The following is a 15,854-nucleotide window of genomic DNA, read 5'->3' on the forward strand; positions in this document are numbered from 1 at the left end:
CCACCATGAACCCATGACCGACACGTCCACGCAGCGCACCCTCGACCCGGACCTCGCCGCGCACATCGCGGAGCACATCGCCGAGGAACCCGAGATCGAACCGGTCGGTGCGGAGCTCGACCTCGGTCCGCTGCCCGACGACCGGTTCGCCGACCGCGAGCTCAGCTGGCTCGCGTTCAACCAGCGCGTGCTCGAGCTCGCGGAGGACCCGAGCCAGCCGCTCCTGGAGCGCGTGCGGTTCCTCGCGATCTTCGCGTCGAACCTGGACGAGTTCTTCATGGTCCGCGTCGCCGGCCTCAAGCGCCGCATGGCGACGGGCATCGCGGTCACGGCCGCCTCCGGGCTGTCGCCGCGCCAGGTGCTCGACGCGATCAGCGAGCGCGCGCACGAGCTCATGGCGCGGCACGCGCGGGTCTTCGCCGACGACGTCCAGCCGGCGCTCGCCGCCGAGGGCATCACGCTCGTCCACTGGGACGAGCTGGAGACGCGCGAGCAGGAGCGCCTGCACAAGTTCTTCCGCAAGCAGATCTTCCCCGTGCTCACGCCGCTCGCCGTCGACCCGGCGCACCCGTTCCCGTACATCTCGGGGCTCTCGCTCAACCTCGCGGTCGTGGTGGCGAACCCGACGACCGGCAAGGAGCACTTCGCGCGCGTCAAGGTGCCGCCGCTGCTGCCGCGGTTCATCGCCGTGGACGCGCGAGGACGCCCGAGCGCGCCGACGTCGCAGACGGCGTCGCCCGACCGCGGGCCGACGTCGTTCGTGCCGATCGAGGAGGTCATCGCGCAGCACCTCGACCACCTCTTCCCCGGCATGGAGGTGCGCGAGCACCACCTGTTCCGCGTCACGCGCAACGAGGACGTCGAGGTCGAGGAGGACGACGCGGAGAACCTGCTCCAGGCGATGGAGAAGGAGCTGTTGCGCCGCCGGTTCGGCCCGCCCGTGCGCCTCGAGCTCACGCCGGGCATCAGCCCGCGCATCCGCGCGCTGCTCGTGCGCGAGCTCGGCGTCGTCGAGGAGGAGGTGTACGAGATCCCGGAGCCGCTCGACCTCACCGGGCTCAACGTCATCGCCGACCTCGACCGCGCCGACCTGCACTTCCCGCCGTTCGTCCCGACGACGCACCGCCTCCTCGCCGAGGTGGAGAGCTCGTCACCGACGGACGTGTTCGCCGCGATCCGCGAGCGCGACGTCCTGCTGCACCACCCGTACGACTCGTTCTCGACGTCGGTGCAGACCTTCCTCGAGCAGGCGGCGGCCGACCCGGCGGTGCTCGCGATCAAGCAGACGCTGTACCGGACGTCGGGCGACTCGCCGATCGTCGACGCGCTCATCGACGCGGCCGAGGCGGGCAAGCAGGTGCTCGCGCTCGTCGAGATCAAGGCCCGGTTCGACGAGCAGGCCAACATCTCGTGGGCACGCAAGCTCGAGCAGGCGGGCGTGCACGTCGTGTACGGGATCGTCGGGCTCAAGACGCACTGCAAGCTCTCGCTCGTCGTGCGCCAGGAGTCGGACGGCCTGCGCCGCTACTGCCACGTCGGCACCGGGAACTACCACCCGAAGACGGCGCGCCTCTACACCGACCACGGCCTGCTCACGTGCGACCCCGACGTCGGGCAGGACCTCACGCGCCTGTTCAACCAGCTCTCCGGGTACGCGCCGCAGTCGCGGTTCCACCGGCTGCTCGTCGCGCCCCGCACCGTCCGCTCCGGCCTCGTCGAGCGGATCGACCGCGAGGCGGTCGCCGCGCGCGAGGGCCACGAGGCGTGGGTCAAGATCAAGGTCAACTCCGTCGTCGACGAGACGACGCTCGACGCGCTCTACCGGGCGTCGCAGGCCGGCGTGAAGGTCGACCTCGTGGTGCGCGGCATCTGCGCCGTCCGCCCGGGCGTGCCCGGGCTGAGCGAGAACATCCGCGTGCGCTCGATCCTCGGGCGCTTCCTCGAGCACTCGCGCATCTACGCGTTCGCCAACTCCGCCGGCCCCGCCATCGGCGAGGGGCCGGAGAGCGGCCCGGAGGTGTTCATCGGGTCGGCCGACCTCATGCACCGCAACCTCGACCGCCGCGTCGAGGCCCTCGTGCGCATCACCGACCCCGACCAGGTCATGGAGCTGCTCGACCTGCTCGACGCGTCGATGTCCGAGCGCACCGCGTCGTGGCACCTCGACGCCGACGGCACGTGGCACCGCCCCGACACCGCGCCCGACGGCTCGCCGCTCGTCGACCTCCAGGCCAGCCTCGTCCAGCGACAGCGCCGCCGGCTCGTCGGGAGGCGGTAGCGGATGGGAGTGCCGTCCTCCGCGCTCCGCGGCGGCGTGCCGCTCGTGGACACGCTCGGCCCGACGCACGTGTCGCACGCGCCCGTCATCGAGTCGGCCGGTGCCCTCGTGTGGCGCGTGCGCGACGACGAGCTGCAGGTGCGCCTCGTCCACCGGCCGCGCTACGACGACTGGTCGTGGCCCAAGGGCAAGCTCGACCCGGGCGAGACGTTCCAGGCGGCCGCGGCGCGCGAGGTCGCCGAGGAGACGGGCAAGCCGGTCGTGCTGGGCGTCCCGCTCCCTGGGCTGCAGTACCTCACGCCCGAGGGCCGCGTGAAGCGCGTGCACTACTGGGCCGCCCGCCGGGCGTCGAGCCGGTCCGACGCCGGCGCGCTCGCCGCGCGCGCCCCCGTCCCGCCGGTGTCGCCCCAGGAGATCGATCGCGCCGCGTGGCTCTCCACGGACGACGCCGCGCGGCGCCTCACGCGGCAGGCCGACCGGGCGCCGCTCGAGGCGCTCGTGCGCGAGCGCGACGAGGGCCGGCTCGCGACGCACGTCGTCGTCATCGCGCGCCACGGCAAGGCCGTGGCGCGGTCGGCGTGGCACGGCGACGAGCAGGACCGCCCGCTCACGCCCGCGGGCCACGCCCAAGGGGTCGCGCTCGTGCCGGTGCTCGCGGCCTACGGCGTCGAGACGATCGTCACGAGCCGGTGGGACCGCTGCGCCCAGACGATCGCGCCGTACGCGACCGCCTCCGGGCTCGCCACGGTCAGCATCGACCACCTCACCGAGGCGCAGCACGAGCGCTCGCCCGCGCGCGTCGCGCGGACGGTCCGGGAGCTGCTCGAAGCCGAGCGGTCGTCGGTGCTGTGCACGCACCGGCCCGTGCTGCCCACGGTGCTCGACGTCCTCGGCCAGCACTCGCGGCGGCCGGTCGCGAACGCCCTGCCCGCGCACGACCCGTTCCTCGATCCCGGCGAGATGATCGTGGCCCACGTGGCACGCACGCCCAAGGGCCCGCGCGTCGTCGCGGCGGAGAAGGTCGCCCCGCCGCTGCACTGAGACCCGCGCGCCGGCGTCCCCCAGCGGGCGACGTCCGGTCGCACGACGACGCCCCGCCGGCGGCCGCGAGGCCTCCGACGGGGCGCCGTCGTCGTGCGGGGGGACCGGCGTCCCCGGTGCCCTGGGGTCAGAGCAGGATCGGGCTGAGGATCCAGTAGACGACGGCCGCGACGAGCGCGGCGGCGGGGATCGTCAGCACCCACGCGGCGCCGATGTTCTTGGCGACGCCCCAGCGCACCGCGGACAGGCGCTTGGTCGCGCCGACACCCATGATCGCCGAGGTGATGGTGTGGGTCGTCGAGACGGGCGCGTGGAAGATGAACGCGTTGGCGTAGAGCACGACGGCGGACACCGACTCGGCGACGAAGCCGCGCGCCGGGTCGAGCTCGATGATCTTGCGGCCGAGCGTGCGCATGATGCGCCAGCCGCCCGCGTAGGTGCCGAGCGAGATCGCCGTCGCGGCCGACAGCTTGACCCACAGCGGGATCGTGTTGTCGTCCTGGAACCCGCCCGCCACGAGGGCGAGCACGATGACGCCCATCGTCTTCTGCGCGTCCTGCAGGCCGTGGCCCAGCGCCATCGCGGCGGCGGAGGCCGTCTGCGCGATCCGGAACCGGCGGAACGCCCGGGCGGGCGCCGCGTTCCGGAACACCCACAGCAGCAGGACCATGAGCGCGAACGCGAGGCCGAAGCCGATCAGCGGCGAGAAGATCATGGGGAGCACGACCTTGTCGAGGATCGCGTCCCAGTGCACCGTGATCCCGGACGCGAGGCCGACGCCCGCGAGGCCGCCGATGATCGCGTGCGTCGACGACGACGGCAGGCCCAGCCACCACGTGATGAGGTTCCACGTGATCGCGCCGACCAGCCCGCACAGGACGATGACGAGACCCTGGTGGGGTGGCACGTCGCCGACGGCGACGATGTCCTCCGCGATGGTCTGCGCCACGGCCGTGCCGAGCAGCGCGCCGATGAGGTTGAACACCGCCGCCATGAGGAGCGCCGCGCGCGGTGTGAGGGCCCGGGTCGACACCGAGGTCGCGATGGCGTTCGCGGCGTCGTGGAACCCGTTCGTGTAGTCGAACGCCAGGGCGAAGGCCACGACGACGACGACGAGCACTGCCTCCACGGGGCTCAGGACTCCTTGAGGGCGATGGTCTCGACCGTGTTGGCGACCTTCTCGAAGGCGTCGGCCGCCTGCTCGAGGACCTCCACGATCTCCTTGAGCTTCATGAGGAGGACCGGGTCGGACACGTCGTCGAAGAGCTCGGCGAGCAGCTTGCGGTGGACCTTGTCCGCCTGGTTCTCCAGGCGGTTGACCTCGACCCAGTACTCGGGGAGGTCGTCCATCGAGCGCAGGCGCGGCATCGCCTCGGCCGTGAGCTCCGACGCCCGCTGGAGCACCTGGACCTGCTCGGACACGCGGGCCGGGAGCTCGTCGACCTTGTAGAGGACGATGAGGTCGGCCGCCTCCTCCATGTAGTCCATGCAGTCGTCGAGCGCCGACGCGAGAGCGTAGATGTCGTCCCGGTCGAACGGCGTGACGAACGTCTGGTTGAGGCGTCGCATGATCGAGTGCGTCGCGTCGTCCGCGAGGTGCTCGGTCTCGCTCAGCTGCTTCGCGAGCTGCTTGCGCGTGGGGCGGTCCGCCCCCAGCAGCTCCGCGAGGAGCGTGGACCCTGTGACCAGGTGCTGCGCCGAGGCGGCGAGGAGGTCGAAGAACGAGGTGTCGCGCGGTGTCAGGCGCAGGCGCACGGGGGGCTCCGGAAGGGACGCGGGGTAGGGGTCTGAGCTGGCGTCGGCCGCGGGGGCCGCTCGACCGCCGGGAGGACCGGACGGCCGGGGTGGTCACGATCTCTGGTCGGATGATCTCTCGGTGAACGCACGTCGAACTCTCGTCAAATGTAGCCGACGCGCGGAGCGATGCTGGAATCGTCGGGCCCAAGGTCCCGGATGCTCAGGACGCCCACAGCCTGCGCCCGGCCTCGTCGCCGGTGCGACCACCGCGCCCGCGCACCGCACGAGAGGCGGTGCGCGGTGGGCGCGAGGGGGAAGTTAGTGACGCCGGACCGGGAGCGCCTCTCGGCGCGTGGCCGCTCGTAGCGGCTGAGTGTGGAGCCCGGGGCTACCGCGGCCCGGCGTCGAGATCCATCGTACGTGCCGCACCCCGCTCGGGGTACCCGTGTTCGCGCTCCGCGAGACCGCCTTCGCCCGCCGTGCGGGCGCGCCGTCGATCCCGCACCCTCGCGCCCGCGGGGTCCGGACGGGCCCGACCAGGTGGTCCCGGTCGGTCGAGCAGGCGGTCCGGGCGCGTCAGGTGGCACGGACGCGCCAGGTTCGCCTGCTCGGCGACGACCGGGGCCTCCGCGGCGGGAGGGACGCGCGCTCAGTCGAGGCGGTCGGCGCGCCAGAGCTCGGCGGCGTGCTCGAGCTCCTGGGCGGTCCGCAGCAGCGAGCCCGCGCCCCGGGTCGTGCGCAGGGCGCCGTCGGGGTCGGCGACCTCGCGCGCGTCGGCGTCGAACGCGGCGCCGGTGGCGAGGATGCGGCAGAACGACCCCGCGCGCTCGAGCGCGACCGCGAGGTCGCCCGTGAAGACGCCGGACAGCACCGCGTCGGCGAGGTCGCGCACGTCCTGCGGCCCCGGCGGCCGGGGCACGCCCGCGATGGCCTCGTGGACGGGCGCCGCGTCGACGCCGAGCCGGTAGCGGAGGGTGACGGTCTGCGGGTCGCGACGCACCCACTCGCGCAGCACGTAGAGCCGCCAGAGTGCCCCCGGCAGGGAGTTGGGGGCGGCGTCGGACCACAGGCCGGCCACGACGTCGAGGCCCTCGGTCTCGACGAGGTGGACGAGCCGCTCGACGACCTCCGGGTCCTCGGTGTCGCGGGCGCGGTGCACGATCGCGTGCGCGGTGGTGTGCGCGACCCGGTCGCGGAGCGCGGGGTCGAGCTCGCCGGGCAGCTCGTCGGCGTCGCGCGGGTCGAGCATGGCGGGGCGGCGGGGTCGCTGCGTGCGGTCGGACCGACCAGGGTCGGGCCGGGCTCCGGGGGTGGGGACGTCGTCTGGCACCCGCCCAGTCTCCACCCGGGCCCGCGACGCGCGCAGCCTCCGGGGGGTGCTCGGGGCCGGACCTCGTTCGCCGCGCCACGGTCAGCACCCCGCCCTACAGTGACGACAGAGGGACGACAGGAGCTGCCACCGGCTCCGGGACGGAGCGGAGGGCGAGATGTCGAGCAGCGGCGCAGCAGGTCAGAGGACCGTGAGCGAGCGGAGCGCCCACCGGAAGGCGATCGGCCTCGCCGTCGCGGCCGCGGTCGGCGGCTTCCTCTTCGGGTTCGACAGCTCGGTCATCAACGGCGCCGTCGCGGCGATCGAGGGCCAGTTCGACCTCGACTCCGCGGTGACGGGCCTCGTCGTCGCGATCGCTCTCCTCGGGTGCGCGCTCGGCGCGTGGTCGGGCGGCCGCCTCGCCGACCGGTGGGGCCGCACGCGCGTCATGGTGTTCGGCGCCGTCCTGTTCTTCGTCTCCTCGATCCTCTCGGCGATCGCGTGGTCGGCCTTCGACCTGGCCATCTGGCGGTTCATGGCGGGCGTCGGCATCGGTATCGCCTCGGTCATCGCGCCCGCGTACATCGCGGAGATCGCGCCGGCCCGGCTGCGCGGCCGCATGGGCTCGCTCCAGCAGCTCGCCATCACGATCGGTATCTTCGCCGCGCTGCTCTCCGACCAGCTCCTCGCGGAGACGGCGGGCGGCGCGTCCAACGAGCTGTGGCTCGGGTGGGAGGCGTGGCGCTGGATGTTCCTCGTCTGCGTCGTCCCCGCGGCGGTCTACGGCATCCTCGCCCTGCGCATCCCCGAGTCGCCCCGGTACCTGGTGGCGAAGGGCCGGGACGACGACGCGCGCGCCGTGCTCGAGTCCGTGCTCGGCCCGGACGAGGACGTCGACGACCGCATCGCGCAGATCCACCGCTCGATCGCCGTCGACGAGAAGAACGCGCAGGAGGGCACGCTCAAGGGCTCGGCGCTGGGCCTCAAGCCGATCGTGTGGGTCGGCATCCTGCTCTCGGTGTTCCAGCAGTTCGTCGGGATCAACGTGATCTTCTACTACTCGACGACGCTGTGGCAGGCCGTCGGCTTCGACGAGAGCCAGTCGTTCCTCGTCTCGACGATCACGTCCGTGACGAACGTCGCGGTGACGTTCATCGCGATCGCGCTCGTCGACAAGGTGGGCCGACGCCCGATCCTGCTCATCGGCTCCGCCGGGATGACGCTCTCGCTCGGGATCATGGCGCTCGCCTTCACACAGGCCAGCGGGAGCGGGGACAACATCAGCCTGCCGGACCCGTGGGGCCCGATCGCCCTCGTGGCCGCGAACGCGTTCGTCGTGTTCTTCGGGGCGTCGTGGGGCCCGCTCGTCTGGGTCCTCCTGGGCGAGATGTTCCCGAACCGGATCCGGGCCGCCGCCCTGGGCGTGGCGGCCATGGCGCAGTGGCTGGCAAACTTCGCCATCACCCTGACGTTCCCGCCGATGCTCGCCGCCTTCGGCGCCTCGATCCCCTACCTGATGTACGCGATCTTCGCGGCGCTCTCGTTCGTCTTCGTCCTGAGCAAGGTGCCGGAGACGAAGGGTGTCGAGCTGGAGGACATGGGCGACCAGGCCAAGAGCCGCTCCGGGCGCTGATCCCCCCTCCGGGTCCGCGCCGAGCCCGGGTCCTCCTACACCGCTGCGACGGCGGGGACGGGCCCGGGCTCCGTCGTTCCCGCCACCGGCTCTGCCGGGCCAGGAATTCCTTGCCTCACACAATGGTTGCTGAAAGCAACTTCGCGGAGTATGCTTGCCTGCAGCAACCAAGGAGTGCCTGTGCCTGTGACCGCCCTTCCCGCGACCGACGTCGCGGACCCCGGACTCACCCCCGACCCGTCACCCGCGGCGGGTCTCGTCCGCGCGCTCGACGACCTCGCGCGCGCCCAGCGGGAGTCCGCCGTCCGGATCGCCCGCGACCTCGACATGCCGCGGGCGTCGTTCGGCCTGCTCCGGATGCTCCAGCACTGCGGGCCCGTCCAGCTCGGGGACGTCGCGGCGAAGCTCCGGGTCGACCTCTCCGTCGCGAGCCGACAGGTGAGCCACCTGGTCGACGCGGGCCTCGTGCGCCGCACGGTGGACGACGACGACCGGCGGGCCCGGACCGTCGAGCTCACCGAGGCGGGCCGCGCACTCCTGGTGCGGGCGTCCGAGCACATCGACGTCCTCGCCGCGACGACGTTCGCGGACTGGGGCGACGAGGAGATCGTCGAGGCCACGCGCCACATCGAGCGCGTCGCCGCGGCGGTCGTCGCGGTCCACGACTCCCCCCGCACCACCGGGTGACCGACGGCGCCCGGCGGCCCTGCGCCGTCGGGCACGCGCCCCGACCACCGGCCGCACCGCGGACCGGCCTCCGACCACCTGACACCGCCCCCCGACGCGTGCGCCCCGCCCCGGCCTCGTGAGCAAGGAACCCAACGCCTGATGACCACCACCCCCGCAGAACGCACCGCACCGCCCGGCAGCGCCGGCGCCCCCGCACCGATGACCCGCCGCGAGGTCATGGAGTCCCTCTCCGGGATCCTCCTCGGCATGTTCGTGGCGATCCTCGCGAGCTCGATCGTCTCGAGCTCGCTCCCGAAGATCGTCAGCGACCTCGACGGCTCGCAGTCGTCGTACACGTGGGTCGTCACCTCGACCCTCCTCGCCATGACGATCTCGACCCCCATCTGGGGCAAGCTCGCCGACCTCACCAACCGCAAGGTCCTCATCCAGATCGCGCTCGTCGTCGCGGTCGTGTCCTCCGCGCTCGCGGGGCTCTCGCAGAACGTCGGCACCCTCATCGCGCTGCGCGCGTTCCAGGGCATCGGCGCCGGTGGCCTCATGGCGCTCGCCACGGTGCTCATCACCGACATCATCTCGCCGCGCGAGCGCGGCAAGTTCATGGGCCTCATGGGCGGCATCATGGCCGTCAGCCAGATCGGCGGGCCGCTCCTCGGCGGCGTCCTCACCGACGCCGTGAGCTGGCGCCTCAACTTCTTCGTGGGCCTGCCGTTCGCCATCGCCGCGATCGTCGTCCTCCAGCGCACGCTGCACCTGCCGAAGGTCGCGCGGCGCGTCGTCCGGATCGACTACTGGGGCGCGATCCTCATCAGCGCCGGCGTGTCCTCGCTCCTGCTGTGGGTCACGTTCGCCGGGCAGAACTTCGAGTGGCTCTCGTGGCAGACCTTCGCGATGGTCGGCGGCGCGGTCGTCGCGCTCGTCGGTGCCGTGCTCGTCGAGCGCGTCACGCCCGAGCCGCTCATCCCGCTGCACCTGTTCAAGAATCGCACGTTCGTCCTCGCGGTCGTCGCGTCCGTCGCGGTCGGCGTCGCGATGTTCGGGACCGCGGTGTTCCTCAGCCAGTACATGCAGGTCGCGCGCGGCAAGACCCCGACCGAGTCCGGCCTCCTCACGATCCCGATGATCGTCGGCACCTTCGTCGCGTCGACACTGTTCGGCCAGCTCATCACGCGCTACGGCCGATACAAGGCCTTCATGGTCACCGGTGGCGCGGTCCTCGTCGCGTCGCTCTTCGCGCTGTCGACGATCGACTACCACACGAGCTTCACGCTGATCAGCGTCTACCTGTTCTTCCTCGGCGTGAGCATGGGCATGCTCATGCAGAACCTCGTGCTCGCCGTGCAGAACACGCTCGCCGTGGAGGAGATGGGCGCCGGGACCTCGACCGTCGCGTTCTTCCGCAGCCTCGGCGGTGCGATCGGCGTGTCCGTGCTCGGCGCGGTGCTCGCGAACAAGGTCACGACGTCGATCCAGGACGGCCTCACGCAGCTCGGCGTCCCGGCCGGCTCGATGGGCGGCGGCAACGCCGTGCCCGACGTCTCGACCCTGCCCGCGCCGATCAAGGACCTCGTGGAGAAGTCCTACGGCGACGGGATCGCCGAGATCTTCCTCGTCGCGGTACCCCTCGCGCTCGTCGCGCTCATCGCCGTGTCGTTCCTCAAGGAGGTGCCGCTCGGCACCAAGACCGGCCTCCAGGAGCGCCTCGAGAAGGAGGCGGCCCTGCTCGGCACGGACGCCCCGGTCGACGCGACCCCCGGTCGCGTGACCCTCGCGGAGGAGACGGAGTCCACGCTGCTCGGCGCCTACGAGCCCGCGGGCGTGGTCGACGACGAGGCGACCGCGCGCCGGTCGCGCTGAGGTCGGCGTCCCCGCCGCACGGGGGCACCGCCGACACACCCCGAGGGGGTGGTCCCGGACCGTCCGGGACCGCCCCCTCGGTCGTGCGCGGGGAGCTCCCGTCGCCCCGTGCGGGTGAGGTTCCGGGGAGGAAGGTGACCGGGCCGTGCCCTTCGCGCCATGATGGCCCTGTGCCCCCCGAGACCGCTCCGGCCCGCCCCGCTCCCGACACCGCGCACGTCGACGACGACGCGTACGTCGACCTCGAACGCGAGCTGCGGATCCTGCTGCGCCGCGCCGGCGCGGTCGCCACGGGCATGGCCCGTCGTATCCACCCCGACCTCGAGGCGAGCGCGTACCCGCTGCTCGCCCACATCGCCGACCACCCCGGGGTCCGCGGCTCGGAGCTCGCGGCGCAGTTCGGCGTGGGGCGCGCGACGATCTCGCGCCAGCTCAGCCGCCTGCACGACCTCGGCCTCGTCGCGCGCGAGGTCGACCCCGACGACTCGCGCGGCCAGCTCATCACCCTGACGCCCGACGGCGAGGCGCGGCTCCACGCCGCGCACAGCGGGCGGGTCACGTCGATCACCGAGGCGCTGGAGGGCTGGGACCAACGCGACGTCGCGACGCTCGCGACGCTCCTGCACCGGTACTCCGAGGACGTCGTGCGCTGGGCCGCCAACCGGTGACCCTGGCCCCCGGCGCAGCATGACCGTGCCCGACGGCGCCCGCCCGCCCCACGTCGCCCCGCGCGGTCGCGGGGCGGCCCGGGTCCGACGGCAGCCCGTCGTCGCGCTCGTCCTCGCGCTGGTCGTGGTGGCGGGCCTCGTCGTCGCGACGCGCGTCCCCGACCCGTGGGGCGACGTCGGCGGCGACGTGCTCTACGCCGTCGCGACCTTCGTCCTCGTGGTCCTCGTGGCGCCGCGCGTGCGCCCGCTCGTGGCGGGCGCCGTCGCGCTGGGGTGGTGCTGGGCGGTCGAGGCGCTCCAGGCGACGGGCGTCGCCGCCGCCGTGAACGACGCGGTCCCGCCCGCGGCGTGGCTGCTGGGCAGCACGTTCGCGGTGCGGGACCTGGTCTGCTATCTGGTGGGCGTGGCGCTCGCGTGCGTGGTCGACGCGGGCGTCGGCGCCCGGTCGGCTACTCCGCGCCGGCCTCGAACGTCAGGCTGACCGAGTTCATGCAGAACCGGTCGCCCGTCGGGGTCTGGGGCGCGTCGTCGAACACGTGGCCCAGGTGCGAGCCGCAGCGCGCGCAGCGCACCTCGGTGCGCACCATGCCGTGGCTGCGGTCGGTGAGCAGCTCGACGCGGTCACCCGCGAGCGGGCTGAAGAAGCTCGGCCACCCGCAGTGCGAGTCGAACTTCGTGTCGGAGCGGAACAGCTCGTTGCCGCACGCGCGACACGCGTAGACGCCGACGCGCTTCTCGTCGAGCAGCTCGCCCGTCCACGCGCGCTCGGTCCCGGCCTGCCGCAGCACGGCGTACTCCTGCGGGGACAGCTCGGCGCGCCACTCGTCGTCGGTCTTCACGACCTCGTAGGGCTGGTTCTCGTGGGTCTGGCTGGTCATGGTCCACCTCCGACGGTCCCAACCACGCCGACCGCTCCCGTGTTCCCGCCCCGCCTCACCCGCTGAGCGCAGAAAAAGTCGCGGCCGAACCGGTTCGACCGCGACTCTTTCCTGCACTCAGCGTGGGGGGCGTCAGCGCGGGCTGGAGGTCGAGTAGACGGTGCTCGACCCGCCGGCGGGGCGCTGCGCACGGCCGCGGCCGCCACGGCGGCGGCCGCCGCCCTGGCCTGCTGCGCCGTTCCCGGCGCCCGAGGTGCCGCGGCCGTCCCGTGCGCCGCCCTCGGGGCGACCCGCACCCGTCGCGCGCTGCGCGGGGCGCTGACCGCCCTGGCCGCGGGACGCCGTCGTGCCCTGGCCCGCGGGCTGCGCGGCCGGGCGTGCGCCGCCCTGGCCGCCACGGCCACGGCGCGACGCGCGCGACCCGCCGTTGGACGAGCCCGTGCCGCGCTTCGCCTGCGTCTGCGGCGGCGTGATGTCGGACGGGCGCACGTACTCCGCGACCTCGCCGACGAGCCCCTTGATCGTCGCGTCGCCGGGCGCGACCGGCTGCGGCTGCGCGGTGATCTTCGCCTTGCGCGTGAGGTCGCGCACGTCGCCGCGCTGCTCCGGGAGCATGACGGTGACGACGACGCCCTCCGACCCGGCGCGGGCGGTGCGGCCCGAGCGGTGCAGGTACGCCTTGTGCTCCGCCGGCGGGTCGACGTGCACGACGAGCTCCACGTCGTCGACGTGGATGCCGCGCGCCGCGATGTCCGTGGCGACGAGCACCTTGACCGCGCCCGACGAGAACGCCTCGAGGTTGCGCTCGCGCGCGCCCTGGCCGAGGTTGCCGTGCAGGTCGACGGCGGGCACGCCCGCCGCGGTGAGCTGCTTCGCGAGCTTCTTCGCCTGGTGCTTGGTGCGCATGAACAGCACGCGACGGCCCGTGCCCGAGGCGAGCTCGTGCACGATCTGCTTCTTCGCGTCCGCGTCGCGCACCGCGAGGATGTGGTGCGTCATCTGCGGGGGCGCGGCCGCGGCGTCGTCCACCGAGTGGCGCACCGGGTTGCTGAGGTAGCGCTTGACCAGCTGGTCCACGCCGTTGTCCAGCGTCGCGGAGAACAGCATGCGCTGCCCCTGCTTCGGCGTCTTGTCCATGATGCGCTTCACGCCCGGCAGGAACCCGAGGTCGGCCATGTGGTCGGCCTCGTCGAGCACGGTGATCTCGATGCCGTCGAGCGTGAGCAGGCGCTGGTTGAGGAGGTCCTCCAGGCGGCCCGGGCACGCGATGACGATGTCGGCGCCCTTGTCGAGCGCGGCGACCTGGCGCGACTGCGCGACGCCGCCGAAGATCGTCGTCGTCACGAGCCCGAGTGCCTTGGCGACGGGCTCCATCGTGGCGTTGATCTGGTTGGCGAGCTCGCGCGTCGGGCACAGCACGAGCGCGCGGGGCCGGCGGGGGTGGCGCGACGACTTCGCCCACGACAGGCGGGCGACGGTGGGCAGCGAGAACGCGAGCGTCTTGCCGGAGCCGGTGCGGCCGCGGCCGAGGACGTCACGGCCCTTCAGCGAGTCGGGCAGCGTGGCGGTCTGGATGGGGAACGGGGAGTCGATGCCCTGGCGCGAGAGCTCGCGCACGACAGGGGTGGGCAGGCCGAAGTCGGCAAAGGAAGTCACAGGTGATGGGCCTCTCGGGGCTCAAGGTCGGGGTCCGCCGCACGCAATCCGGGGGGATCTCCACGACGCCGGGCGCGCGGGATCGCGCTGCCCTCGAAGGTCCAGTGTCTCATGCCCGACGACGGGCGGCCGGGTGAGGTGCGTCTCGGCACTCTCGGGCACAGGGCCCTGTGGTGGAATGTCGCGCGTGCACGCCCTGGCGAACGCCCTCACCGTCCTGCCCGCCCTCCCTCGCGGCGGGGTCGCGGGAGCGCCCGACGATGCCTCCACCGCGGGCAGTGACGTCGCCGCGTCCGTGGGGGACGTCGTGGGGCAGGTGTGGGAGGCCGCGACGACGCCCGTCCCTCCCCCGGCGGCCGCCGTGGTCGTCGCGATGGGCCTCCTCGCGCTCGTCGTCGTGCTCGTCACGCCCGTGTGGCGCGTGGCCCGGCACGTTGTGACCATCGCGCACGAGGCGTCGCACGCGATCGCGGCCCTGCTCACGGGCCGTCGGCTCGCGGGCATCCGCCTGCACTCCGACACGTCGGGGCTCACCGTGTCGTCCGGGCGCCCGCGCGGGTTCGGCATGGTCCTCACCGCGTTCATGGGGTACGTCGGCCCCGGCCTCATCGGCCTGGGGGCGGCCGCGCTGCTCCGCCAGGGGTATGCCGTCGGGCTGCTGTGGCTGCTCGTCGTGCTGCTCGCCCTCATGCTGCTGCAGATCCGCAACTGGTTCGGGCTCTGGTCCGTGCTCGTCACCGGCGCCGCGCTCGTCGGGGTGTCGTGGTGGGCGACGCCGCCCGTGCAGAGCGCCGTCGCCTACGCCGTGACGTGGTTCCTGCTGCTGGGCGCCGTGCGGCCGGTGCTGGAGCTGCAGTCCGAGCGGTCGCGCGGCAGGGCGAGCACCTCCGACGCCGACATCCTCGCGCGCCTCACCCGCCTGCCCGGCCTGTTCTGGGTCGGGGTGTTCCTCGTCGTGACGGTCGGCGCCGCCGTGCTCGGCGGGTCGTGGATCGTCGGGCCCGCCGCCTGACCGACGCGCACCGGTCGAGCGGCCTTCGCAGGCCGGTCGAGAGACGACGACGGGCCGCCCGCCGGAGCGAGCGGCCCGTCGTGGGACCGAGGACGCGCCTGGAGGAGGAGGACGCGTCGTCGAGATGGTCCGGCGCGAGCGCCGGGAACGTCCCGTCAGCCCTGCGGCGTCAGGACGAACGCCGGTCCCTGCGCGTTCGGGTCCGTGTCGAGCGTGAGGTTCGCGAGGGTCGGGGCCGTGGCGGACTCCACGAACACCTTCGCCTCGCCGTTCTCCACGACCGTGTCGTCGGGCTGCGGGGCGGGGACGAGCGCGAGCTCGAAGCTGCCCGCCTGGTCCGCGGACTCGGCGATCCGCAGACCGCCTCCCTCGGGGACGCCGGCCTGGGTCTGCAGGTCGTGGACAGCGGTACGGGCGTTGTCGGTCAGGGTAAGCACGAGAGCTCCTCTCGTCGCCGGGCGGAACCTGCGGGACACGTCCGTGCGGCCCACGCCTGGCCGGCGTGACCTGCCGTCGGTGCACCCTCCCGCGGGCTCCTCGGTCTTCTCCACCGAAACAAGAACCCGCGACCGTCGCAAGCGAAACGCCCGGTTCTCACCGAATTTCTCACGGAGCAAGACCGCGGGTGACACGTCGCGGAGCGCCGCATAGGGTGCGCGCCCGCGGGGGTCGGGGTCTGAGATCGGCACCCGCTGTCGGGGTCGGCACTTTCTGCCGCGTTCGGCGGTCGCACGTGCCGATCTGAGTCGGGGCTGCCGAACTCGGTCGGGACTGCCGACGGCGGGGCGCGGGTAGCCTGTGCGTGGACGCCACCGGCGTCCAGGGCCTCTAGCTCAATCGGCAGAGCTGCGGACTTTTAATCCGTAGGTTGTGGGTTCGAACCCCACGGGGCCCACTATCTGACCTGCAAGAACGCCAGGCACTCCTCCCCTGCTCTGGCCCTTGCGTTGCAGATGCGTTGCAGCTCTGCGCCGCAAGCGCCCCGCTCCCCACCACATGGCGCCTCGCGCGGCATCCGCCGCCGCGGGCCGCTTCGGCGACCCCGACGGCGTCGACGCGCCGCGCGCGCGGTCCACCAACTCAAAATCGCCCGCGACC

14 protein-coding genes and 1 tRNA gene are annotated in these 15,854 nt (G+C 73.2%); 9 read left to right on the forward strand and 6 right to left on the reverse strand.

The genetic code is table 11. From position 1 onward, the window contains the following. Positions 1–13: 13 nt before the first annotated feature. Positions 14–2,278 carry an RNA degradosome polyphosphate kinase gene (locus tag RDI86_RS04810; protein ID WP_076403461.1) on the forward strand — a complete coding sequence of 755 codons (2,265 nt, stop codon included), beginning with the start codon at positions 14–16 and terminating at the stop codon, positions 2,276–2,278. A gap of 3 nt (positions 2,279–2,281) precedes the next feature. Then, a complete protein-coding gene (locus tag RDI86_RS04815) occupies positions 2,282–3,319 on the forward strand; it encodes an NUDIX domain-containing protein (protein ID WP_308820845.1) in 1,038 nt (345 codons plus the stop codon). A gap of 127 nt (positions 3,320–3,446) precedes the next feature. Here RDI86_RS04815 and RDI86_RS04820 read toward each other — a convergent pair whose 3' ends face one another. The 3 genes from RDI86_RS04820 to RDI86_RS04830 form a co-directional block, all read right to left on the reverse strand. Beyond that, a complete protein-coding gene (locus RDI86_RS04820) occupies positions 3,447–4,448 on the reverse strand; it encodes an inorganic phosphate transporter (RefSeq protein WP_021482998.1) in 1,002 nt (333 codons plus the stop codon). Between the two features lie 5 nt (positions 4,449–4,453). Continuing rightward, positions 4,454–5,074: a DUF47 domain-containing protein gene (locus RDI86_RS04825; RefSeq protein WP_021482999.1), complete on the reverse strand. Its 621-nt coding sequence runs from the start codon at positions 5,072–5,074 to the stop codon at positions 4,454–4,456. A 631-nt stretch (positions 5,075–5,705) separates the two neighbouring features. Then, entirely contained in the window at positions 5,706–6,305 is a 600-nt protein-coding gene (locus RDI86_RS04830) for a hypothetical protein (RefSeq protein ID WP_043655142.1), read from the reverse strand. A 238-nt stretch (positions 6,306–6,543) separates the two neighbouring features. On the opposite strand from RDI86_RS04830, the gene RDI86_RS04835 reads away from it, so the two are divergent. From RDI86_RS04835 to RDI86_RS04855, 5 genes are all read left to right on the forward strand, one after another. Further along, positions 6,544–7,998 (forward strand): sugar porter family MFS transporter, encoded by a 1,455-nt coding sequence (locus RDI86_RS04835; RefSeq protein WP_076403463.1) that lies wholly within the window; start codon positions 6,544–6,546, stop codon positions 7,996–7,998. A 186-nt stretch (positions 7,999–8,184) separates the two neighbouring features. Next, positions 8,185–8,685 (forward strand): MarR family winged helix-turn-helix transcriptional regulator, encoded by a 501-nt coding sequence (locus RDI86_RS04840; RefSeq protein ID WP_308820846.1) that lies wholly within the window; start codon positions 8,185–8,187, stop codon positions 8,683–8,685. Between the two features lie 141 nt (positions 8,686–8,826). Beyond that, the gene (locus RDI86_RS04845; RefSeq protein ID WP_163185888.1) at positions 8,827–10,542 is read left to right on the forward strand and encodes an MDR family MFS transporter; all 1,716 of its coding nucleotides are present in this window, start codon (positions 8,827–8,829) and stop codon (positions 10,540–10,542) included. 170 nt (positions 10,543–10,712) lie between these two features. Beyond that, entirely contained in the window at positions 10,713–11,210 is a 498-nt protein-coding gene (locus tag RDI86_RS04850; protein WP_034652516.1) for a MarR family winged helix-turn-helix transcriptional regulator, read from the forward strand. A gap of 19 nt (positions 11,211–11,229) precedes the next feature. Further along, positions 11,230–11,691 (forward strand): DUF2809 domain-containing protein, encoded by a 462-nt coding sequence (locus RDI86_RS04855; RefSeq protein ID WP_308820847.1) that lies wholly within the window; start codon positions 11,230–11,232, stop codon positions 11,689–11,691. Here the strand turns inward: RDI86_RS04855 and msrB are convergent. Beyond that, a complete protein-coding gene (gene msrB, locus RDI86_RS04860; RefSeq protein WP_034652513.1) occupies positions 11,660–12,088 on the reverse strand; it encodes a peptide-methionine (R)-S-oxide reductase MsrB in 429 nt (142 codons plus the stop codon). The two genes, RDI86_RS04855 and msrB, sit on opposite strands and share 32 nt — an antisense overlap. Before the next feature lie 132 nt (positions 12,089–12,220). Continuing rightward, complete coding sequence (locus RDI86_RS04865; protein WP_308820848.1) at positions 12,221–13,744, reverse strand: DEAD/DEAH box helicase; 1,524 nt, start codon at positions 13,742–13,744, stop codon at positions 12,221–12,223. Positions 13,745–14,039: 295 nt separating this feature from the next. Here RDI86_RS04865 and RDI86_RS04870 point away from each other — a divergent pair, with 295 nt between their 5' ends. Further along, complete coding sequence (locus RDI86_RS04870; protein ID WP_308820952.1) at positions 14,040–14,756, forward strand: M50 family metallopeptidase; 717 nt, start codon at positions 14,040–14,042, stop codon at positions 14,754–14,756. Positions 14,757–14,911: 155 nt separating this feature from the next. On the opposite strand, the gene RDI86_RS04875 is transcribed toward RDI86_RS04870, so the two are convergent. Next, complete coding sequence (locus RDI86_RS04875; protein WP_021479822.1) at positions 14,912–15,193, reverse strand: iron-sulfur cluster assembly accessory protein; 282 nt, start codon at positions 15,191–15,193, stop codon at positions 14,912–14,914. 385 nt (positions 15,194–15,578) lie between these two features. Between RDI86_RS04875 and RDI86_RS04880 the strand changes: the two genes are divergently transcribed. Further along, positions 15,579–15,651 (forward strand) — tRNA-Lys (locus tag RDI86_RS04880). The last annotated feature ends 203 nt before the right edge of the window (positions 15,652–15,854 follow it).

Source organism: Cellulosimicrobium sp. XJ-DQ-B-000 (genome assembly GCF_031119065.1).
In the GTDB taxonomy this organism is placed as follows: Bacteria; Actinomycetota; Actinomycetes; order Actinomycetales; family Cellulomonadaceae; genus Cellulosimicrobium; species Cellulosimicrobium funkei.